This window comes from Sphingomonas profundi (assembly GCF_009739515.1).
Lineage (GTDB): Bacteria > Pseudomonadota > Alphaproteobacteria > Sphingomonadales > Sphingomonadaceae > Alterirhizorhabdus > Alterirhizorhabdus profundi.
Window position 1 is genome coordinate 1 of sequence record NZ_CP046535.1, and the last position, 20,010, is coordinate 20,010.

Below are 20,010 nucleotides of genomic sequence, written 5' to 3' on the forward strand. Positions count from 1 at the left end.
ATGACGACGAAGAGCATCGCTCTGGTTACGGGAGCGAATAAGGGGATCGGACGCGAGATCGCGCGCCAGCTGGGTGCGATGGGACACATGGTCTGGCTCGGCTGTCGCGACGAAGAGCGGGGCCGGAAAGCGGAGGCGGAATTGCGGGCCGAAGGGCATGACATCCGGTTCGTGCAACTCGACATCGCTGATGACGAGAGTGTCCAAGCCGCCTTCAGCACGGTCGAGGCGCAGTCCGCGCACCTCGATGTTCTCGTCAACAATGCCGGTATCGGCGGAGGGCTGGACACTCAGCCGAGCACCGAAGCCGTTGCCGACGTGCAGGCGATGTTCGACGTCAACTTCTTCGGCACGGTCCGTGCGACACAAGCCTTCCTGCCGCTGGTGCGCAAGTCTACCGCCGGACGCATCGTGATGATCAGCAGCGGTCTCGGGTCCATCACCCTGACGGCCGACATGAAGTCACCGACGTGGACTCTCGCGGCGATGGGCTATTCCGCCTCCAAGACAGCTCTCAACATGTTTACAGTGAAGCTCGCCAAGGAATTGCTGGCCGAGGGCGTCAAGGTGAACGCCGCTTGCCCCGGTTCGGTGGCAACGGACATGGGTGGTCCCATGGCACCGCGCTCGGTCGAGCAGGGCGCTGCGATCGCCATTCGGCTCGCCACGCTGGGTTGGATGGGGCCGACGGGGGGCTTCTACCATGATGGCGACGGGCCAAAGATCGAAGCCTACGGCTGGTAAGCAGCCCAGTCGGGGCAACGGCGACGTTGAATTCTGCTCTCGTCACCGTTGCCTCCTGTCGCTACAGCATCATTCGGCGCTCGCTTGGAGAGCGGATCGGCTCACACGATCGAGCATCTGAGGTCGGAAAGCCGAATGGCCGGCCACAATGGCGGATGACGGGTCCTGTGGCGTTCCATCCTCGGAAGGTCGGCGGTTCCGCTTTTCCCCTCACTCTCGTTCCGGTAGCCGGCTAGCGTTATAGCAGCGCCTCGATCCGGAAAGGCATTTCCCGCAATCGCCGGCCGGTGGCGTGATACACCGCGTTGGCGACAGCTGCCGCGCAGCCGGTCATCGCGACTTCGCCCAGCCCCTTTGCGCCGAGCGCGTTGAACAGGTCGTCGGGTCGGTCGACGAAGCCGACGTCGATCTCGCCGATGTCCGCGTTCACCGCGACGACATAGTCGGCGAGGTCGTTGTTGAGCCAGCCGCCGTAGCGCGGGTCGACCTCGGTCGCCTCGCGCAGGCACGCGCTGATCCCCCAGACGACGCCGCCGCGCACCTGGCTCGCGGCAGTGCGCGGCGAGATCACGCGCCCGCAGTCGGCGACGCTGACGACGCGCGGCACGCGGATGCGTCGCGTCCGCGGCTCGACGTGCACCTCGACGAAATGCGCGATGTAGCTGAAGCTGGTGAACTGCGGATAGGCGGGGCCGGAGACCGCCATGCCGCCCTGACGCAGCCGCGCCACCTCCTTCTCGCCCTGTCCGGGACCGACCGTCGTGACCTCGACCTGTACCGACGGACGGCGGACCGCGGCGAGCTGGCGGTGGAGATTGCCCGAAGGCGTGCGCCCGTCGAGCAGTTCGACTATCGCCGCCTTAAGCCGGGTCGCCGCCTGTTCCGCCGCGGTGACTGCGCTTGCGGTTCCCCACGAGCCGGCGGTCACGTGCTGCGGCGCGACCGAGGTGTCGCCGATCGCGATCTCCAGCCCTGCCGGATCGATCGCGAGCGCGCGCACGAGCACCTGTTCGATCGTCGAGCGGATGCCCTGGCCCATCTCGTGCCCCGCAGCGGCGAAACGGGTCTTGCCGTCCGCGCCGACGCGCAACGTCGCGATCGTCGGATGCACGTTCGCCGGGTAGGCGCCGCAGCCGACACCCCAGCCCACCTGCGTACCATCCGGGCGCACCATCGTGCCGGCGCCGAGCGGGCGCCCCTTCCAGCCGAAGCGACGCGCGCCCTCCGTCAGGCACTCGTGAAGGAAGCAGGTCGACAGGGGCTTGTCGTCGATCGGATCGCGCGTCGCGCGGTGGCGCAGGCGGAAGTCTAGCGGGTCGACGCCGAGCTTCACCGCCAGCTCGTCGACCGCGCTGTCGAACGCGAAGGATGACGGATGCGGGGTCGGCGCGCGCATGTAGCCGGGCGCCTGCGTGTCGATGCGGATGTTGGCGGCGGTGCCCTGATAGTCGGCAATCCCGTACATCATCGGTGGCGACTCGTGGTAGTCGGGCGGGAACTGGCCCATGCGCGACTGCTGCTGGTCGGCGTCGTAGCGAACCGCAATCATGCGGCCGTCGGCGTCGGCACCGATCTCGATCCGATGACGGTTCTTCGGCCGGAACGTCGCATTGTGGAAGATCTGGCCGCGCGGGACGACGAGCTTGACCGGGCGCCCAAGCAGCATCGCCGCGCGCGCGACGAGTGCTGTCTGCCGCTGTGCCCCACCCTTCTGCCCGAAGCCACCGCCTACCTGCGGACTCTTCACCACGACCTGCTCGGGGGTGAGGCGCAGCGTGCGCATCAGCGCGCCCTTGACCGTGTTGCTGCCCTGCGTGCCCTCGTAGACGGTAAGCACGCCGCCCTCCCAGATCGCGGTGGTCGACAGCATCTCCATGGGATTGTGGTGCTGCGGCGGGCTGATGTACTCGGCCTTGTGACGGGTCACGGCGCGCGCCATCGCCTTGCCGGCATCGCCTCCGATCGTCGGCTCGACAGGCTGCAGTGCGGCGCCCTTTTCGTCGATCGTCGCGGTGAAGTCGGTGGCGGCATATTTCGCCTGAACGGCCTCCGCCCCCTCGATCGCCGCCTCGAGGCTCTCGGCGACGACGAGCGCGATCGGCTGGCCGCGATAGGCGATGTCGGTGGTGATCGTCGGCGGCGGAGGCGGGCCGCCCGACCCTGCGGCAGGGGGCGGTGGGAAGTCGGCTGCGGTCAGTACGCGCACGACGCCGCGTATGCGCGTCGCCGCCTCGGTCGCGAGCGCCGTGACGCGTCCCTTCGCGATCGTCGCGGGCACCTGCATGGCATAGAGCATGCCCGGCACCGTGAAATCCGCGGCATATCTGGCAGCGCCTAGCACCTTCTCGCGCGCGTCGACGCGGGGGCGGTCGGGGAAGGGCGCGCTGGTCATGCTGCGGTCCTCTGTGCGGCGATCATCAGCGCGTCGGCGACGGTGCGCGCGGCGAGATCGATCTTGAAGCGATTGTGCCGGCCGGGCGTGGCGCCGGTCAGCGCGGCACGACCGGCGGCGAGCGCGCTCTCCGCGGTCAGCCGCTGTCCAGCGAGTGCCGCCTCCGCCGCCGCTGCCCGCCAGGGGCGGGTCGCCACCCCGCCGAGCGCGATCCGCGCCTGTCTGACCACGTCGCCGTCCATGTCTATCGCGACCGCAGCGGAGGCGAGCGCGAAGGCATAGCTCTCCCGATCCCGGATCTTGTGGTAGGTCGATCGCCGGCCGGCGCGTGTTTTCGGCACGACGATGGCGGTGACGATCTCGCCGGGCGCGAGCGTGAACTCGAGGTGCGGCGTGCTGCCGGGCAGCCGGTAGAGATCGGCGACCGGAAGCGACCGCGTCCCCGTCGCGCCCAGGATCTCGACATGGGCGTCAAGCGCGACCAGCGCGACCGGCCAGTCGCCGGGTGACACGGCAGTGCACGAGGCGCTCTGCCCCAAGACCGCCTGTCCGCGGTCGAGCCCGTCGATCGCCGCGCAGCCCGCCCCCGGCTCGCGCTTGTTGCAGGGGTAGGTGGTGCCCGCCGACGTGCCGCCGGCGCCATTGCGGAAATAGAGGCAGCGCGTGCGCTGGAACAGGTTGCCGCCGACGGTCGCCATGTTGCGCAGCTGCTGCGACGCGGCCTTGCTCAGCGATTCGGCCAGCACCGGATAGTCGCGCAGCACGGTGCGATCGGTCGCGACCGCGCTCATCGGTGCCATCGCGCCGAACCGCAGCCGTTCGCCGCCGGTCTCGATCGCGTCAAGCCCGCGGATCGCGGTGACGTCGATCAGGTGCGGCGGGCTCTCGATCGAGAGCTTCATCAGGTCGTAGAGAGTCGTCCCGCCGGCGATGTAGCGCGCGCCGGCACCCGCCGCGGCGAAGGCTTCGATCGCCGCCTGCGGGCTGTCCGGCCGGGTGTATCGAAACGGGCGCATCAGGCCTGCCGCCCTTTGGCAACGACGTCTTCGATCGCGGCGACGATCCCGACATAGGCGCCGCAGCGGCAGAGATTGCCGCTCATATATTCGCGAATGGATGGGCGAGTGGCGGCGTTGCCCTCGCGGACGCACGCGACCGCCGCCATGATCTGCCCGGGCGTGCAATAGCCGCATTGCAGTGCGTCGTGATCGATGAACGCCTGCTGCATCGGGTGCAGCCGGTCGCCGTCGGCCAACCCCTCGATCGTGGTCACCTGTCGCCCGTCGCTCTTGGCGGCGAGCGTCAGGCACGACGCCACGCGGCGTCCGTCGACATGTACCGTGCACGCGCCGCACTGGCCGTGGTCGCAGCCCTTCTTCGCGCCCGTGAGACCGAGCCGTTCCCGAAGCAGGTCGAGTAGCGAGGTGCGGGGGTCGATCGTCACCGGCGTTGCCCGTCCGTTGACGACCGGCACGATGTCGAGTGCCATATCGGAAGGCGGGGCCTTGACGCTCGCGGCTTCGACCTCACCATCGAGGAGCATGAGGGACGAAGCGATTGCAGCCGTGCTGCCCAGCGCCGTCCGACGTGTCACGCCCGACAAGGCACCGTCACTTCCTTCGATACCGTCCATATTCCGCATCCCAATCGGGTCATCTTGTTCGTGGGTGCCGACAACGCTGATGCGACGGCAGGTCCCTTGAAGGAGGGTGGTCTCCGATAGCGTGCTCGTTGGCAAGCACACGATTTTAGAAAGAGACTGGGAGAAGGGAGTTCGCTCACGAATCTTGCCCGTTCCACGGAACCGCGCACGGGCGGCAACTCGTATCGACACGTCGATCCGAGATGAACGGACGGCCAAAGTTGAAAGACCGTCGACGGCCGCTCAGTGACCGCCTTTGGGCCTTTGTGAGGTTGGAACCGTCGGCGTTCGATCGATGCAAGTCGCTTCGCTCACGATAAGGCGGAAATTGCCTCGGCTGCGGGACTTATCCGCTGCCGTTCGTTGGGCAGACGAGGAGTAGCATGCCCATGTCCCATCGCATCCTGATCACCGGCGCGAGCGTCGCCGGCAACACAGCCGCCTGGTGGCTGGGCCGCGCCGACCTCCACGTCACCGTGGTCGAACGAACGCCCGGCTTCCGTGATGGTGGCCAGAATATCGACGTGCGCGGTGTCGGTCGGGAGGTTGTGCGCCTTATGGACCTGGAGCAGGCGGCGCTGGCGCAGGGGACCGGCGAGGAGGGTACCGCCTGGGTTAAAGATGACGGCAAGGTAGCGGCGCAGTTCCTCGCCGCCGATACGGGTGCCGACGGGCCTACCGCCGAGATGGAGATCCTGCGCGGCGACCTCGCCCGGCTGCTCTACGAGTCCGCCCGAGAGCACGCGACCTACCGCTTCGGCGACAGCATCGCGCGCGTCGAGCAGGCCGGCGACGGTGCGACCGTCACCTTCGCCAGCGGGACCGTCGAACGATATGACGCGGTCATCGTCGCCGAGGGCGTCGGGTCGACGACGCGGGAGCTGGTCTTTCCGGGCGAGAACGATCCCCGCTGGATGGACCTGACGATCGCCTACTTCACCATCCCGAGGCAGGCCGACGATGACCGTCTGTGGCGCTGGTACAATGCGCCCGGCGGCCGCAGCGTGTCGCTTCGGCCCGACCGGCACGGCACCGCACGCGCCATGCTGTCGGTGCAGCAGCCGCCGGGCGGCGAGCAGGACTGGGACGTGGATCGGCAGAAGGCGTGGCTGCGCGAACGCTTCGCCGATGCGGGGTGGCAGGCCGGACGCGTGCTCGAGGGGCTGGACTCGACCGACGACTTCTACTTCGACGTCCTGCGGCAGGTGCGATTGCGGCGCTGGTCGAAGGGGCGCGTCGTGCTGACCGGCGATGCGGCCTGGTGCGCGACACCGATCGCGGGCTACGGCACGACGCTGGCGATCACGGGCGCCTACGTGCTGGCGCAGGAATTGATCCGCACGGCGGATGTGCGAGTGGCGTTGGCGGCCTACGAGCGGGTGATGCGGCCGATGGTGGAGGATGCGCAGGGCGTGCCCAAAATCGCGCCGCGGCTGGCCAATCCCCACAGCAAGATCGGCATCCGCCTCCTTCACGGCGCGCTGAGCGTGGCGAGCCATCCCGCCGTGCGCGGCGTCGCCGGCAAGCTGTTCGGCGGCCGCTCGAAGGATGTCGATCTCTCCCGCTACGACACGCCGACCTCCGAAGAACCGCCGATCATACTCCAGTCATCATCGCCAGCGGGTCTCTCGCCGCTGCTGGCTCTCGGTGCTGTCGGCGTGGTGCTTGGCGCGAGCGCGCTCGTCGGCCGGCGCAACGCACCCGACCCATCGCACCCCGGTATCCGCCGCTGGTATCGACGACTGGACAAGCCCGGCTACACGCCCCCCGATGCGGCGTTCGGCGCGGTCTGGCCGATGCTTGAGACCGGCCTTGCGCTCGGGGGATATCGTCTTCTTCGAAAGCCGTCCGGGGCGGCGCGCAACGCGGCAATCGGCCTGTGGCTGCTCAATACCGCCATGATCGGTGGCTGGACCCAGCTTTTCTTTCGCGAGAAGCGGCTGGCGGCCAGCGCGGCTGCGTCGGGGGCGATGGTCGCCACCGGCGCCGCCTACGTCGCGACCGCCGCCAGGGTGGACCGGCCGGCCGCCGCCGCGGCGATCCCGTTCGTCGCGTGGCTGGGCTTCGCGACCTTGCTGGCCGAGCGTATCTGGCGCGACAATCCGGCGGACGGCAGATGAATCGGGTAACGGTCTGGCACGACGGCGACTGCCCGCTCTGCCGGCGCGAGATCGCGCTGATGCGCCGGCTGGACATACACGGCGCCATCGAGTTCGTCGACGCGGCCGGCGCGGCCACGTGCCCGCTCGATCGGGCCGAGATGCTGGCGCGCTTCCACGCGCGCGAGGCGGGTGGGCCATTGTTGTCGGGGGCGGCCGCGTTCGCGGCGATGTGGCGCGCCATTCCGGTGTTGCGGCCGCTCGGCGAGGCGGCGCGCAGCCGGCTGGTCCTGTCGCTGCTCGAGCGCCTGTACCTCCGCTTCCTTCGCGTGCGACCGCACCTGCAGCGATGGCTGTCCCGGCGAGAGGCGCGGGCATGAGGCCGACACCCGATCCCGTCGCGCCCGGACAGGTGAGCGTCTGGGGCTATCCGCGCCCCGCCATCGCCGAACCCAGCGATCGGTGGGTCCGCATCGAGCACCGCGGCATCCTGGTCGCGGATACACGCGCGGCTGTCCGCACGCTGGAGACCAGGCATCCGCCTAGCTGGTACCTGCCGCCCAGCGCCCTGAGCCCCGGCCTGCTGCGCCGTTCGGAGCGACGCTCATTCTGCGAGTGGAAGGGCGACGCGGTCTACTGGCACTTGGCGATCGGCGACGAGCTGCTGCGCGACGTGGCGTGGAGCTACCCGAAGCCGACGCCGGCCTTCGCGGCGTTGCGCAACCACGTGGCCTTCTACGCCGCTCCGCTCGATCGATGCACGATAGATGGCGAGCAGGTGTTGCCGCAGCCAGGCGGCTTCTACGGCGGATGGATCACGTCCGATCTCGCCGGGCCGTTCAAGGGCGTACCGGGCAGCATGGGATGGTGACGGCCGCTCTGCCTCCCGGCCTCCACGACTGGGGGGAGGCGCCGCGCGTACGGGCGTTGAACGGCCGCGCGACGAACGCGGGGGGCCGCTACGTCCTTTGCTGGTTCCAGCAGGCGTTGCGCGCCCGCGACAATCCGGTGATTGACGCGAGCGTCCGGCTCGGCAACGCACTTTCACTGCGCGTCCTGGTCTATCACGGCGTGCGCGAGGACTATCCCTACGCCTCCGATCGGCTGCACCACTTCATCCTTGGAGCGAGCCGCGACCTCGCAATCGGGTGCCGCGAGCGTGGTCTCGCGTGCGTTCAGCACGTCGACCGGGCGGGGCATCGCGAGAAAGGCCTGGTGCATCGGCTGGGTGGCGAGGCGGCCGCGATCGTTCTGGAGGATCAGCCGACTTTCGTTGCCCGCTGGCAGTGCGACCGGGTCGCCGCACGGGCGGCGGTGCCGGTGTATGCGGTGAACGCCGCCTGCCTGGTGCCGCCGGCCGTGCTGGGCAACGACATTCGTGGTCGCACAGCCTTCCTGCGCCGCCATGAGCCCGAGCGTGCCAACTGGATGGAGACGCAGGAGGTGGCGCCGGTGGTCCCCGCTTATGCCGGACCGCTGCCCTTCTTGCCGGACCTCCTGGACGGGTGCGATCTCGACGCGCTGGTGGCCGGCCTTGCGATAGATCACAGCCTACCCACCAGCGTCTTGCACCCGGCAGGGCGACGCGCGGCGGAGGACCGGCTGCGGCGGCTGGCGACGGAGGTGCTGCCGGGCTACGCATCCGCGCGCAACGATGCGACGCGCGCGGACGGCGCGAGCGCGCTGTCACCGTATCTGCATTTCGGCGTGCTGGGTCCACGCGAGATAATGGTCGTGGTCGCTGCCTCCGGGGCGGGCAGCAAGCACAAGGCGAAGTTCGCCGACGAGCTCCTCGGGTGGCGCGAGTGGTTCCACTATCAGGCACGGGCGCTTGCCGCGCCGGAGCGTTACGACCGTGTCGCCACTTGGGCGACCGAAACCCTCGCACGCCACGCGGGCGATCCCAGACCCGAGCTGGAGACGCTGGACGCGCTGATCCACGGCGAGACGCGCGACGAGACATGGAACGCCTGTCAGAAGCAGTTCCTTCTCGACGGATGGATGCACAACAACCTGCGCATGTACTGGGGCAAGCGCATCATCGCGATGACGCCCAGCCCGGAGGCGGCATGGGCCACCGCCTGCTACCTCAACGACCGGCTGAGCCTCGACGGTCGCGACCCGTCGACCTACGGCAATATCGCCGCCATGTTCGCCGGATCTCCGTCCGATCGCGAGCGGCCGATCTACGGGCGCGTGGCGACCCGCGGCGACGGCTCCACCCGTCGCCGGGAGGACGGCGAGGCATGGCTGCGGGCCGCTGCGTCGAGGCAGGCGCCGCGCGTATCCATCCCGGCAGAGGTGCCGGTCGACCCATATCTTACCGGCGAGCCGCCGGTTTGAGCCGTCATTTGGCGGCTTCTTGGACGTGGCGAACGCGGCTGATCGGACGACCGGTTGCGGGTACGCCGCAAGCAGTGCTGGATGTCGTCTTCCGAATATTTCAGCCCGGTGGGAGCGGCGCGGCAGGATATTCAGCCGGGAAGGGCCTGCGCAACGACCGAGCCGGCAAGTCGCGCGGTGGCGAGCAGCTGGTCAAGACCATGCCCGTCACGAGCCTTGGCGATATCGCGGATCACCGCCTCGGCTTGAATGCGAACGTGCGGGCAGCCTCACGCGCCTCGCGATCGTTGGAGCGGATGCCTTCCACCACCAAGCAGCCGCTCGCCACAGGATCGGCGGCATAGAAGCGGGCGGCCTCTTCGAGCACGGCTGCGAGACAGGCGCCGACCGGACGATCAACATTTACGAAAATGGCGTGATCACTCAGTGTTTGACTGTGGCGCTCGGCGCTGCATTCTTTCCAGATGCGTCTCGGCTGCGGCGTATTCCTTTCCTCAAGTGACCGGCCCTTCGCCGACGCTTGCGAGAGCGGCATGGTGGGCCGGGTTCCGCGACGTCAGGGCCAGAGTGCCCTGTGCGAAGAAGTGGGCCATGCTTCGCCACAGGGACTGCAACTCGGTCGTTTCCAGATGGGCCAGCCTGGTTCGACGGAAGCGTTCGGTCAGCAGGATCGTCGTCACGGCGGACTCGAGATAGAAAAGGCCCTCGCGCAACGTCCCCTCATGGGCGTCGGGTATCGCCATATTCAGCTCCATGAGCATTCGATCGGTAATGAAATCGAAATTGCCGAGCAGGCTCGCGACAAGCGCTTCCTCGAAGACGCTGGCGGAATTTGCCAGGAGGAGGACGTAATGGCGCAGATCGCTGTCGGAGGAAAAAGCCGTCTCGAAGAAGAAGCGCAGGTATAGGCCGACGCATTCCTCTGCGGAGCGGGGCACCTTTCCAGAAGCGGAGGGCGCGTCGAAAAGGCGCGTGAATTTCTCCTTCAACTGACCATGTCGGCGCATGACGGCCTGTGTGAAGAGCTCGTCTTTGGAACTGAAATAATAGGTCATAAGGCCGCTGTTGAGGCCGGCTTCCTTGAACACCTCCCTGATGGTCGTGGCGTGGAAGCCGCGCTCCGCAAACACCTTCTCGGCGGCATCGAGAATGATCTCCCTGGTGGCTCCTGAGGGGGGTCGTGCTCGATCTGTGGCTCTGGGGCTTCGCATGCCGGGCTTATAGCGGCGGCCGGATACCGGTTCAAATGAGGCGAGCGCTGCGCTCAAACCTGTCCTTTCTGTCAGGGCATCGTTCATGTGTTGCACATATGTGCAATGCAGGGTATCACCTTAGATGCCAAGCAGCCGTTTCGGTGGCCTGCAGGACATCGTCGTCACGGCGCTAAAGTGTGTCGAAAGCCTGCAGGCTACATCCCGATACTGGTGAAGCGGAGGGGAGAGCAACGATGCGTCGGGTGATCTTTCAGGAAGCCTATTTCGTCAACAGCGTGGAGGAAGCCTCCGCCAAATGGGCGCGCGACTTCGGTGCCGGGCCGTTCTTCGTTGTGCGGAACCAGGGAACCGAGGAGTTCAGCTATCGCGGCACGCCGATCGAGGCCGAGGTGAACTATGCCTTCGGTTATCTGGGCGAGATGATGATCCAGTTCATCGACCAGAATAACGATACGCCCTCCATCTACCGCGACATGTTCGCGCGCGGACAGGAGGGTTTTCACCACATCGCCTACCTCGTTTCGGATTTCGCGGCGGAGCGTCAGCGCCTGCTCGATGCCGGCTACGATCTCGCCACCGAATTGAAGGTGGATGGCGTGAACGCGGCCTATTTCGATACCCGCGAGACGAACCACATCTTCACCGAGATTCATGGCGATCCGCCGCACATGCTGGGCCTGTTCTGGAACTGGCGCCGCTTGCACGAACGCCGTCAGCCGGGCGATCCCGCCTTCATGGACGTGCTTGAGATGCCCACCTATCAGGTCGCCCCCTTGATGGCTGCGGACAAGACGTTCTCGAATGGAGAGGCGCCAAAGAAGACCCTGCGCTACAGCCTGTGGTGACGGCCCTTTCCCAGCTCAAGATCAATGGAGAGACGAGATGAACGATATCTTCCGATCGCCGCTGACGATGGACGGCAAGGATCCGTGCAACCTGCGCGGCGATCCGATCGATGCCGAGCGCTATTTCTCGAAAGAGTTCGCGCAGAAGGAATGGGATCATCTCTGGACGAAGATCTGGCACATCGCCGGTCGCACCAACGAACTGCAGGAAGCAGGTGATTATATCGTTCATGACTTCATGCATGAATCAGTCATCGTCGTGCGGCAGCAGGATGGCGGGCTGAAGGGCTTCTACAATAGCTGCGGCCATCGCGGCATCAGGCTCGTCTCCGGCTCATCCTATGCCGACGAGTTCAAATGCCCCTATCATGGCTGGACCTGGGCGCAGGACGGCTCGCTCGCCTCGGTGCCCGATGCCGACAATTTCGCGCGCGGCAATCCGTGCGGGAAGATCCGGCTGCGCGAGGTGCGTGTCGGCACCTGGGGAGGCTTCGTCTGGTATACGATGAACCCGGATGCGCCAGAGCTGCTCGACTATCTGGCGCCGTTTCCCAGGCTGTTCGAAGGCTATCCGATGGAGACGCTGATCCGCGTCTACCAAGTGAAGATCGACATGCGATCGAACTGGAAGTTCGCGCCGGACAATTTCTCCGAATCCTATCACGTCCGCACGGCGCATCCGCAAATCCCGAGCTTCATCGATCAGGATCACTGGATCGCCCGGCTGGAGATGTTCCCCAACGGCCATGGCCGCACCGTCCAGCCGTTCCGCCCCTCGCTGCGCGATCGCCTGCCGGATGGCGTAGCCAACCCGTTCGACGGGCTGCTGCGCGAGTGGGACATCGATCCTGCCGGCTATCCGGACTTCGAGACGAAGGTGAGCCAGGGCTGGCTCGACATGAAGGCGCAGAAGCGCAGGCTGTGGAAGGCGCGGGGCTTCCACCATTATGAGCATATGGATGACGAGCAGCTGACCGACAGCATCCACACCACCCTGTTCCCCAACATATCGATCACGTTCAACCCGGATTCCATCTTCCTGATGCGGACGGAGCCCGATCCGGACGATCCCAATCGCAGCACCTTCGATTTCTGGGCGATGGCCTTTCCGGTGGAGGGCGCGACCCATTCCGAGACGCCGATGGTGGGTGACGAGAAGCTGCCGCTGGTGGAGGCGGAGCCGCTGCGTCGCTCCTTCGATCAGGGCCGGGGCGTGCCGGAACTGGCCGGCGGCGTGATCGTGCAGGATCTTTACCTGGCCGAGGATGTGCAGCGCGGCCTGCGCTCCCGTGGTTATCAGGAGCCCTATCTCGCCAATTCAGAGACCCGCGTCGGCTTCTTCCACGAAGTGCTGAACGACTATATCGCCGGGCGCCGCTGAGTGCCCGCAACCCTCATCTAGGAGCAGTGGGCATGGCCTTTTCCGGTCCCCTCGAAGATCGTGTCGCCATCCGCGAACTGATGGACACCTATGCCGATGCGGTGAGCCGCACCGACGCCGCCGCCTGGGCCGGCTGCTGGGCGGAGGAGGGCGCCTTGTGGAGCATCACCTTCTATCCGGAAATCGGCACGATCGAAGGCAAGGCGAAGATCGTCGCGGCCTGGATCGAGGCGATGAAGACCTTTACCGGCGACAATTTCGTGATGACTCCGGGTTCGATCGAGGCGGACGGCGATCGCGCGAAAGTGACCGCCTGGACGTCGGAAGCCTATGATGTCGGCGAGACGATCTTCCGCGATCGTGGCTATTACGAGGATGTCTGCGTCAAGGTGGACGGACGCTGGTTCTTCAAGGAGCGCGTCTTCTACCTGCGCCACCGCCAGACCTTTGCCGTGAAACACGAAGATCGCCAGTTCACCCACTGACTGGAGAATGGACGCGATCAGCGTTGAAGGCGGCGATCTGCTCAACCGGCGCATTACGTATCCACCCGCCACGCCTTATGTCGACGGCTACCAGGCGGCAGGTACCGTCGTCGCGGTGGGCGAGAGCGTGCGTCGAATATATGCGGGTTAGGTGGTAGTGACCCGCTACCCACCTCTTCAGCCTGTCCTCGACGGGTGTCAGGCGTCGGCCGAATAGGCCATGCCCAGGATCCCGGCCACCATATAAGCGAGCAGGATCGCGTCTGCCGGCCAGTTGTTGGGCAGGCCGAACAGATCCTGGATGGCGTATCCGCGCACCGCGCTCATGACGATCCGCCGGACCGATTGCAGTGTCTCAGCGGTCACGTCCAGATCGCCGAAGGCGATGCGCCAGACCTCGTCAACGGGCTGCTGGATGCGTTCGATGAAGGTGCCGAGGCGGGCGTGCAGCGCCGGTTCGGCCGCGGCACCCAGCCAGATGGTCAGGGCCGCCTTGAACGTCTGGGAGGAGAAGACGCGGCGATACATGCCGATGATCGCGTCGAGCCGACGCGATGGCGCCAGGGCGCGGAGTTGCGCCTCGTCCATCTCGAAATTGAGCTGGCCGACACTCTCGATGACGGCGAGGAACAGATCGTCACGCGAGCCGAACAGATGCTGCACGGCGCCCCGCGTCACCTGCGCCCGATCGGCGACGCGCGCCACCGTCGTACCGGCATAGCCGCGCTCGCAGACGCAGGCGACGGCGGCGGACAGCAGCGCCTGGCGCGTCGCCTCGCGACGCTGCCGCTGCGTGCGGCGCACGGGCTTGGCGGTTTCGGCCAGTTGATCTTCCCTTCCGCCGGTCGTCGATGCCCAGCTGCTAATCAGGCAGCGCGGCCGGTACAAGCGGCGAGGCGGCTGCCTGCAGGCGGCTTGCCGGTCACCTCCTGTCGGCCACGCGGGCCTCGCCGCGATCGGCCAGAATGTCCTGATCGATATCGGCGATACGGGTGCAGCCGGTCAGCGCCATGGCGACGCGGATTTCCGCCTCCATGACCTGCAGCATCCGCGCGACCCCGCGCTCGCCGCCGCTCGCCAGCGCATAGACCCACGGACGCCCGATCAGCACGCCGTCCGCCCCCAGCGCCAGCATGCGCACCACGTCCAGCCCGGAGCGCACGCCGCCATCGGCCAGCACGCGCAGCCTGCCGGCGATCGCATCCACCACCGCCGGCAGCGCGCGGGCGGCGGAGAGCGCGCCGTCCAGCTGGCGGCCGCCATGGTTCGAAACGACGATCCCGTCCGCGCCGGCATCGGCGGCGGCGCGCGCGTCGTCCGGGTCCAGAATGCCCTTGATGATGAGCGGCCCGCTCCATGATTGACGGATGAAGTCGATGTCGGCCCAGGTGGCGCTCGCGTCGAAATTGTCGCGCATCCAGGCGAAGAAGTCCTCCAGTCCGGTACTGCCCTCCAGCACCGGCGCCACGTTGCCGAGATGGTGCGGACGGCCGCGCAGGCCGACGTCCCACGCCCAGCGCGGATGCATCGCCGCCTGGGCGAACCGCCTGAGGTCGCCCGCAAACCCCGAAGCGCCGGCGAGGCCAGACCGATAATCGCGATAGCGCGCGCCCGGCACCGGCATGTCTACCGTGAACACCAGCGCGCCGCAGCCGAGCGCCGCCGCCTTCTGCAGCAGATCGCGGATGAAGCCGCGATCGCGGATCATGTACAGCTGGAACCAGAAAGGCTGCGATGCGGCCTTCGCCACCTCGTCCAGCGCGCACACCGAGACGGTCGACAGGCAGAAGGGGATGCCCGCCGCCTCCGCCGCGCGCACGGCCTGCGTCTCGCCGCGCCGATGATACATGCCCGCGAGGCCGACAGGCGCGAGCGCGACGGGCATGGCGAGCGTGCGCCCGAACAGTTCGGTCGCGGGATCGACCGGCGAAACGTCGCGCAACACCCGCTGGCGCAGCGCGATGGCCGCGAGATCGGTGACGTTCCGGCCCAGCGTCGCCTCGTCGTACGAACCGCCGTCGACATAGTCGAACAGGAAGCGCGGCAGCCGGCGGCGGGCTTCGGTGCGGTAATCGGCGAAGGACACCGGCGCGGGCATGAACGGATTCTCCGGAAGGGGCGGGCTATTCGCGCGCCCAGGCGGGCGGTTCGCGGAAGGCCTGGCGGATGTGATCGATGAAGGCGCGCGTCTTCAGCGGCAGGTTGCGCCGCTCGATATAGACCGCCCAGATGTGGCTGAGCACGGGCTTGCGATCGGGGAACAGCTCGACAAGCTCGCCGGTCTGGATTTTGTCGTGCACCAGATAGGCGGCGGCGTAGCCGATGCCGATGCCGGCCAGGATCGCGCGCCGGTACATCTCGCCGTGGGTGACGATGAGGTTGCCCGACACCGCGACGTAGCCGACCCCGTCACCGCTGCGGATCGGCCACTTGGCCGCGCTGGCCGTCTCGCTGACCAGCAGGCAGTTATGCTGGGCCAGATCCTCCGGCGTGGCCGGCGTGCCATGCTTGGCGAGATAATCGGGCGAGGCGACGATCCGCCGGTAATTGGGCGCGAGCTTCACCGCCACCAGGCTGGGATCGAGGCTGCCGCTGATCCGGATCGCGACGTCGACGGATTTGTCGATCAGATCCAGCACCTCGGTCGTGATCCGCAGCTCCAAGGTGATCCTGGGATAGCGGGCGAGGAACGGTTCCAGCAGCCCCGCCAGATGGAAGGAGGCGAAGGCCGGCGGCACGGTCACGCGCAGTTTGCCCTGAGGCTCGGCCTGATAGGCGCCCAGTTCCTGCTCGGCCGCTTCCACCTCGTGCAGGATGGTCAGCGCCATCTCGTAGAAGCGACGGCCGAGTTCGGTCACGGAGAAATGCTTGGTCGATCGCAGCAGCAGCTGCCCGGATATCCGCTCCTCCAGCGTCGAGACATGCTTGCTGATCGTCGAGGGGACGACGTTGAGGCGATAGCCCGCCTCCGAGAAGCTGCCGGATTCGACGACCGCCACGAACGCGCGCAACGCGCTGAGATTGTCGATCATCGATTTGTAGACGCTGCCTTCGCTCCTCGTCATCGCATCCTTCTCCGGCCCATGCGGGCGCATGTTCGCCCGGTCATGGTATACGAACGCGCGATCGGCGGAAGCACGGCGTGACGCCCGGTGACGGCGATCATCGCGCCAGGCGGGCGAAGCGAGCAACCGACCGCTCGGGATGGATCGAGAGGAGCGCGACCACCCCGGCCGCGCCGGCGATCGCGGCGACGGCGATCAGCGCATGGCTCCAGCCGTTCACGGGATCGCTGGAGACGAGGAAACCTGTGATCATGGGCGACGGGATGGCCGCGAGCGTTACGACCGAGAAGATGATCGTGATGAGCCGGTTGCGATGATCGTCCGGGCTGATCCCGCCGAGCATCGTCGCGCCGATCGTGAAGATGGCGAGCGGCAGCGCGCTGCCGACGACCACCAGCGCATAGGCGAGCACCGGCTCGTGCACCAGGGCGCCCGCCACGAAGGCGCCGGCGCCGCCGATCATGCAGGCCGCCATCGCCCATCCCAGCGCCTTGCGCGCCGGTACTCCCCGACGAAGATTGCGCTGCGCCAGGAACGAGATCGACAGCTGAATGATCGCCTGCGCGACATAGGCGGCGGCGAGCGCCCAGCCGGTGCCCACGGTGCCGAGCGCCAGCTTCTCGCGGGCGAACAGCGGCAGCCAGGCTATCGCGAAGCCGACCACCCAGTAGCTGCCGAAGCCGACGATCGCGCAGCCGATCACGCTCCGATCGGTCCATATATCGCGCTGCGTTATTCCGGAAGGCGCGGCTGGGGCGCGATGCACGGCCGCCAGCGCGGAATAGGGGCCGTCGCGGCTCAACGACGTCCACAGCGCGAGCAGCGCCACCCCCATCAGGCCGCAGGCGAGAAAGGCCGAACGCCAGCCGAAGCTCGCGACCAGGTAGGAGAGGCTGGGCGCGGCCAGCAGCGATCCCGCCTGCGAGCCGAACAGCACCCAGGCGGTGGGCGTCGCGCGCTCCTCCAGCGCGAACCATTCGTGGCAGGCGTTGATCGCGGTCGGCACGCCGGCGCCCTCGCCCATGCCCAGCACGACCCGGCACAGGACGAGCGTGCCGAACGACGCGGCGAACACGATGGGGAATTGCGAGACCGCCCAGACGAGCAGCAGCGCCGCCATGATGAAGCGCGGTCGCACGCGCGGCGCGGCCAGGAACGCCACCGCGAGCCCGGTCACGGCATAGAGGCTGAAGAAGCTGCTGGCGACGAGGCCATATTGCCGGGCATCGAGGCCAAGCTCGGCCATGATCGCAGGGGCGGCGATGCCGAGTACGGTCTTGTCGAAGTAATTGAGCGTCTGCGCGCCGAACAGCAGCGCCACCATCGTCCAGGCGGTGGTGCGCGGGGTGGCGACCGTTCCTTTAAGGTCGATGGTCGCCACCCCGCGCGGTCCGTCAGAACTTGTAGGCCAGCTCGACGCCGAAGGTGCGCGGCGGGGCCACGGCCCCCTGCGCGGTGCCGAGGATCGGCGTGTTGATGACGCCGCTGGTCCGCGTATCGATGTTGGTGATGTTGCGGACGAAGCCCGTCACCTTCCAGCCGGCGTTCGCCTCATAGCCCAGGAAGGCGTTCAGCTTCGCATATTTCGGCTGGCTGACCAGGTTGATGTTGGCCGGCGTGAAGAAGTAGCGCGTCGTGAGTTCGGCGTCGCCCTTCGCGACGATCGAGCCGGTGGTGAGCGGATACTTGTAGGTGGCCGCGACATGCGCCTGGAAGGACGGCGCGTTGTTCAGCCGGTTGCCGCTGAAGTCGACCGTGGGGAGCAAAGGCCGTGCGCCGTCCGGCCCGACATAATCGCGATAGCGGGCGTGCAGGTACGAGCCCGATGCCTCGATCGTGAAGGCGTCGGTGACGAGCGCGTTGATCTCCGCTTCCAGGCCGTAGATGCGCGCGACGCCGGCGTTGCTGGTGACGACCACCGGCCCCTGCACCTGCAACACCTGCAGGTTGGAGTAATCATAGTAGAAGCCGGTCAGGTTGAAGCGCAGACGGTTGTCGAGGATCGTCGTCTTGAGGCCAGCCTCATAGGCCTTCAGGTCTTCCGGCTCGAACGCGGGGGCGACTGTCGTGACGTCGTAGCCGCCCGACTTGAAGCCCTTCGAATAGCTGGCATAGATCAGGGTGCGCGGATCGATCTGGTACTGGATGCCGATCTTCGGCGTGGTCGACTTGAACGTGACCTTCGGCTCCAGCGTCACCGGCGGCAACGGCGTGTCGTTGCGGGTGGGCGTCCCGATATAGGGCTGGAACAGGCTGAAGCCGTTGATCAGCGCGGCTTCCTTCGTCTCGTTGCTGAAGCGGATGCCGCCCGTAACCGAGAAACCGTCAAATATCTCGTAGGTCGCCTGCGCGAACGCCGCCTTGGCGCGGGTGCGGATCGTGCCGCCGATCTCGACGAAGTCGACGATGTAGCGGTTGGCGCGGGGTGGCAGGCCGAAGGCGTTGTCCAGCAGCAGGCTGTCGAACGGCGACGCCCCGGGGATCGAGCTGTCCTTCTCCCGGAAGTAGAAGCCGCCCGCCGTCACGTGCAGCCGGTCGGAGTCGTAATTGACCTGGATTTCCTGGCTGAACTGATGCGCCGGCTCACCCGCGATGAAGAAGGCGTTGGCGGCGCTGCCGCCGCCGAGCGGCGTGGAGGTCAGCGAGTCCTGGTCGCGGTAGCCGGTGATTGACTTCACCCGGAACGGACCCTCGCCATATTCGACGATGCCGGTGACGGACGTGGTGCGCAGGCGGAAGAAGGGATCGGTCGGCGTCGCGATATCCTGCGGATCGGTCGCGGTATAGCCGCCGAGCTGCTGCCAGGCCGGCGGCGCGCCGGTCGCGCCGACGAGGCCGGTCTGCCCGGACGAGCCGAAATAGTGGAGCGCGGCGTTGCGGTCGCTCTCCTTGTAATATTCGCCGATCACGGTGATCTTCAGCGCGTCGATCGGCTTGGCGACGATCGTGCCGCGCACGCCCCAGGCATCCTTGTCGCCGATCTTGGTATCGGTGACGAGGTTGCGTCCGTAGCCGGCATGCTTGTCGATGAAGCCCGCGACACGGAAGGTCAGCGCATCGCCGGCGATGGGCCCGCTGATCGCGCCCTCGGCGTTGATCGAGCGGTAGTTGCCGACCGCGAGACGGCCGTAGCCGGACCAGTCGTCGGTCGGGCGCGTCGTCGTGATGTTGACGGAGCCGGCGGTTGCGTTGCGGCCGTAGAGCGTGCCCTGCGGGCCGCGCAGCACTTCCAGCGACGACACGTCGTAGAGGCCGCCCAGCTGCGCGATGGGACGCGAGACGTAGATCTCGTTCTGGTTGACGGCGACGGCGCCCTCGGCCGTGGGCACGAAGCCGGAAATGCCGATGCCGCGGATCGTGATCTGCGCGTAACCGTCATTCTCGCCCATGCGGAAGTTTGGCACCAGCGACTGCATGTCGGTGAGCGTGCGGATCTGCGCGGATTGCAGCGCCTCGCCGCTCAGCGCCACCACCGAGATCGGCGTGCGCTGTAGGCTGGTGCTGCGGCGTTCGGCGGTGACGATGATTTCGGCCAGGCCGCCGGTGGACTCGGCCTCGTCGGCGGCCGCGCCAGGGGTCGCGCCCGCCTCGCTGGACACTGCCGATCCGGGTGCGGACGTGGTCTGCGCGCTAGCGGCGGACAACGCCAGCACGGAGCTGGCAGTGGAAAGAATGAAGAGCCCGCAAGGTCTGCGAAGGGCCGCCCGCATGTAATCCTCCCCCACTTATTATCAGATGATTTTCGAAGAGGCCTAAAAGCCTCCAACTCTGTTTTTCTGCTTTAGAAAAGAACGTACCGG

At 67.1% G+C, this 20,010-nt stretch carries 19 protein-coding genes; 9 read left to right on the forward strand and 10 right to left on the reverse strand.

What is annotated here, in order from left to right:
- Nucleotides 1-744, forward strand: coding sequence for an SDR family oxidoreductase (locus GNT64_RS00005; protein ID WP_156677670.1), 744 nt, complete (start codon nt 1-3; stop codon nt 742-744).
- Nucleotides 745-982: 238 nt separating this feature from the next.
- Here the strand turns inward: GNT64_RS00005 and GNT64_RS00010 are convergent, their stop codons facing one another.
- The 3 genes from GNT64_RS00010 to GNT64_RS00020 are packed head-to-tail and all read right to left on the reverse strand — an operon-like array spanning nt 983 to nt 4,769.
- Nucleotides 983-3,136 carry a xanthine dehydrogenase family protein molybdopterin-binding subunit gene (locus GNT64_RS00010; protein WP_156677671.1) on the reverse strand — a complete coding sequence of 718 codons (2,154 nt, stop codon included), beginning with the start codon at nt 3,134-3,136 and terminating at the stop codon, nt 983-985.
- Complete coding sequence (locus GNT64_RS00015; RefSeq protein ID WP_156677672.1) at nt 3,133-4,152, reverse strand: FAD binding domain-containing protein; 1,020 nt, start codon at nt 4,150-4,152, stop codon at nt 3,133-3,135. Before GNT64_RS00015 ends, GNT64_RS00010 begins: the two co-directional genes overlap by 4 nt.
- Nucleotides 4,152-4,769 (reverse strand): (2Fe-2S)-binding protein, encoded by a 618-nt coding sequence (locus GNT64_RS00020; protein WP_156677673.1) that lies wholly within the window; start codon nt 4,767-4,769, stop codon nt 4,152-4,154. The genes GNT64_RS00015 and GNT64_RS00020 overlap by 1 nt, the downstream gene beginning before the upstream one ends.
- A 398-nt stretch (nt 4,770-5,167) precedes the next feature.
- Here GNT64_RS00020 and GNT64_RS00025 point away from each other — a divergent pair, with 398 nt between their 5' ends.
- Genes GNT64_RS00025 through GNT64_RS00040 form a run of 4 tightly spaced genes read left to right on the forward strand, consistent with a single transcriptional unit; the run spans nt 5,168 to nt 9,220 of the window.
- The gene (locus GNT64_RS00025) at nt 5,168-6,898 is read left to right on the forward strand and encodes a tryptophan-rich sensory protein (RefSeq protein WP_231639149.1); all 1,731 of its coding nucleotides are present in this window, start codon (nt 5,168-5,170) and stop codon (nt 6,896-6,898) included.
- Nucleotides 6,895-7,257, forward strand: coding sequence for a thiol-disulfide oxidoreductase DCC family protein (locus tag GNT64_RS00030; RefSeq protein ID WP_156677674.1), 363 nt, complete (start codon nt 6,895-6,897; stop codon nt 7,255-7,257). The genes GNT64_RS00025 and GNT64_RS00030 overlap by 4 nt, the downstream gene beginning before the upstream one ends.
- The gene (locus GNT64_RS00035; RefSeq protein WP_156677675.1) at nt 7,254-7,748 is read left to right on the forward strand and encodes a DUF427 domain-containing protein; all 495 of its coding nucleotides are present in this window, start codon (nt 7,254-7,256) and stop codon (nt 7,746-7,748) included. The genes GNT64_RS00030 and GNT64_RS00035 overlap by 4 nt, the downstream gene beginning before the upstream one ends.
- Nucleotides 7,742-9,220, forward strand: coding sequence for a deoxyribodipyrimidine photo-lyase (locus GNT64_RS00040; protein WP_156677676.1), 1,479 nt, complete (start codon nt 7,742-7,744; stop codon nt 9,218-9,220). The genes GNT64_RS00035 and GNT64_RS00040 overlap by 7 nt, the downstream gene beginning before the upstream one ends.
- A gap of 232 nt (nt 9,221-9,452) precedes the next feature.
- Here the strand turns inward: GNT64_RS00040 and GNT64_RS22140 are convergent, their stop codons facing one another.
- A complete protein-coding gene (locus tag GNT64_RS22140) occupies nt 9,453-9,587 on the reverse strand; it encodes a hypothetical protein (protein WP_277873250.1) in 135 nt (44 codons plus the stop codon).
- A 127-nt stretch (nt 9,588-9,714) separates the two neighbouring features.
- Nucleotides 9,715-10,518 (reverse strand): TetR/AcrR family transcriptional regulator, encoded by an 804-nt coding sequence (locus GNT64_RS00050; protein WP_156677677.1) that lies wholly within the window; start codon nt 10,516-10,518, stop codon nt 9,715-9,717.
- 149 nt (nt 10,519-10,667) lie between these two features.
- Here GNT64_RS00050 and GNT64_RS00055 point away from each other — a divergent pair, with 149 nt between their 5' ends.
- Genes GNT64_RS00055 through GNT64_RS00070 form a run of 4 tightly spaced genes read left to right on the forward strand, consistent with a single transcriptional unit; the run spans nt 10,668 to nt 13,296 of the window.
- Nucleotides 10,668-11,279, forward strand: coding sequence for a VOC family protein (locus tag GNT64_RS00055; protein ID WP_156677678.1), 612 nt, complete (start codon nt 10,668-10,670; stop codon nt 11,277-11,279).
- A 37-nt stretch (nt 11,280-11,316) separates the two neighbouring features.
- Entirely contained in the window at nt 11,317-12,660 is a 1,344-nt protein-coding gene (locus GNT64_RS00060) for an aromatic ring-hydroxylating oxygenase subunit alpha (RefSeq protein ID WP_156677679.1), read from the forward strand.
- A gap of 32 nt (nt 12,661-12,692) precedes the next feature.
- Nucleotides 12,693-13,145, forward strand: coding sequence for a nuclear transport factor 2 family protein (locus GNT64_RS00065; protein ID WP_156677680.1), 453 nt, complete (start codon nt 12,693-12,695; stop codon nt 13,143-13,145).
- A gap of 7 nt (nt 13,146-13,152) precedes the next feature.
- Nucleotides 13,153-13,296 carry a hypothetical protein gene (locus GNT64_RS00070; protein ID WP_156677681.1) on the forward strand — a complete coding sequence of 48 codons (144 nt, stop codon included), beginning with the start codon at nt 13,153-13,155 and terminating at the stop codon, nt 13,294-13,296.
- 47 nt (nt 13,297-13,343) lie between these two features.
- On the opposite strand, the gene GNT64_RS00075 is transcribed toward GNT64_RS00070, so the two are convergent.
- The 5 genes from GNT64_RS00075 to GNT64_RS00095 all read right to left on the reverse strand — a co-directional run bounded on the left by GNT64_RS00075 (nt 13,344) and on the right by GNT64_RS00095 (nt 19,809).
- Nucleotides 13,344-13,949, reverse strand: coding sequence for a TetR/AcrR family transcriptional regulator (locus GNT64_RS00075; protein WP_197277191.1), 606 nt, complete (start codon nt 13,947-13,949; stop codon nt 13,344-13,346).
- Between the two features lie 118 nt (nt 13,950-14,067).
- Nucleotides 14,068-15,243: an FMN-dependent L-lactate dehydrogenase LldD gene (gene lldD / locus GNT64_RS00080; RefSeq protein ID WP_156677683.1), complete on the reverse strand. Its 1,176-nt coding sequence runs from the start codon at nt 15,241-15,243 to the stop codon at nt 14,068-14,070.
- 25 nt (nt 15,244-15,268) lie between these two features.
- The gene (locus tag GNT64_RS00085) at nt 15,269-16,210 is read right to left on the reverse strand and encodes a LysR family transcriptional regulator (protein ID WP_156677684.1); all 942 of its coding nucleotides are present in this window, start codon (nt 16,208-16,210) and stop codon (nt 15,269-15,271) included.
- Nucleotides 16,211-16,307: 97 nt separating this feature from the next.
- A complete protein-coding gene (locus GNT64_RS00090; protein WP_156677685.1) occupies nt 16,308-17,591 on the reverse strand; it encodes an MFS transporter in 1,284 nt (427 codons plus the stop codon).
- Between the two features lie 13 nt (nt 17,592-17,604).
- The gene (locus GNT64_RS00095) at nt 17,605-19,809 is read right to left on the reverse strand and encodes a TonB-dependent receptor (RefSeq protein WP_197277192.1); all 2,205 of its coding nucleotides are present in this window, start codon (nt 19,807-19,809) and stop codon (nt 17,605-17,607) included.
- Nucleotides 19,810-20,010 lie beyond the last annotated feature (201 nt).

Bases quoted from the DNA above. Each gene is read 5' to 3' on its own strand.
- lldD (WP_156677683.1), bottom strand. From the start codon at position 15,243: ATGCCCGCGCCGGTGTCCTTCGCCGATTACCGCACCGAAGCCCGCCGC.
- GNT64_RS00015 (WP_156677672.1), bottom strand. From the start codon at position 4,152: ATGCGCCCGTTTCGATACACCCGGCCGGACAGCCCGCAGGCGGCGATC.
- GNT64_RS00060 (WP_156677679.1), top strand. From the start codon at position 11,317: ATGAACGATATCTTCCGATCGCCGCTGACGATGGACGGCAAGGATCCG.
- GNT64_RS00055 (WP_156677678.1), top strand. From the start codon at position 10,668: ATGCGTCGGGTGATCTTTCAGGAAGCCTATTTCGTCAACAGCGTGGAG.
- GNT64_RS00035 (WP_156677675.1), top strand. From the start codon at position 7,254: ATGAGGCCGACACCCGATCCCGTCGCGCCCGGACAGGTGAGCGTCTGG.
- GNT64_RS00010 (WP_156677671.1), bottom strand. From the start codon at position 3,136: ATGACCAGCGCGCCCTTCCCCGACCGCCCCCGCGTCGACGCGCGCGAG.
- GNT64_RS00025 (WP_231639149.1), top strand. From the start codon at position 5,168: ATGTCCCATCGCATCCTGATCACCGGCGCGAGCGTCGCCGGCAACACA.
- GNT64_RS00070 (WP_156677681.1), top strand. From the start codon at position 13,153: ATGGACGCGATCAGCGTTGAAGGCGGCGATCTGCTCAACCGGCGCATT.
- GNT64_RS00020 (WP_156677673.1), bottom strand. From the start codon at position 4,769: ATGGACGGTATCGAAGGAAGTGACGGTGCCTTGTCGGGCGTGACACGT.
- GNT64_RS00065 (WP_156677680.1), top strand. From the start codon at position 12,693: ATGGCCTTTTCCGGTCCCCTCGAAGATCGTGTCGCCATCCGCGAACTG.
- GNT64_RS00005 (WP_156677670.1), top strand. From the start codon at position 1: ATGACGACGAAGAGCATCGCTCTGGTTACGGGAGCGAATAAGGGGATC.
- GNT64_RS00030 (WP_156677674.1), top strand. From the start codon at position 6,895: ATGAATCGGGTAACGGTCTGGCACGACGGCGACTGCCCGCTCTGCCGG.
- GNT64_RS00040 (WP_156677676.1), top strand. From the start codon at position 7,742: ATGGTGACGGCCGCTCTGCCTCCCGGCCTCCACGACTGGGGGGAGGCG.
- GNT64_RS00050 (WP_156677677.1), bottom strand. From the start codon at position 10,518: ATGAACGATGCCCTGACAGAAAGGACAGGTTTGAGCGCAGCGCTCGCC.
- GNT64_RS00085 (WP_156677684.1), bottom strand. From the start codon at position 16,210: ATGACGAGGAGCGAAGGCAGCGTCTACAAATCGATGATCGACAATCTC.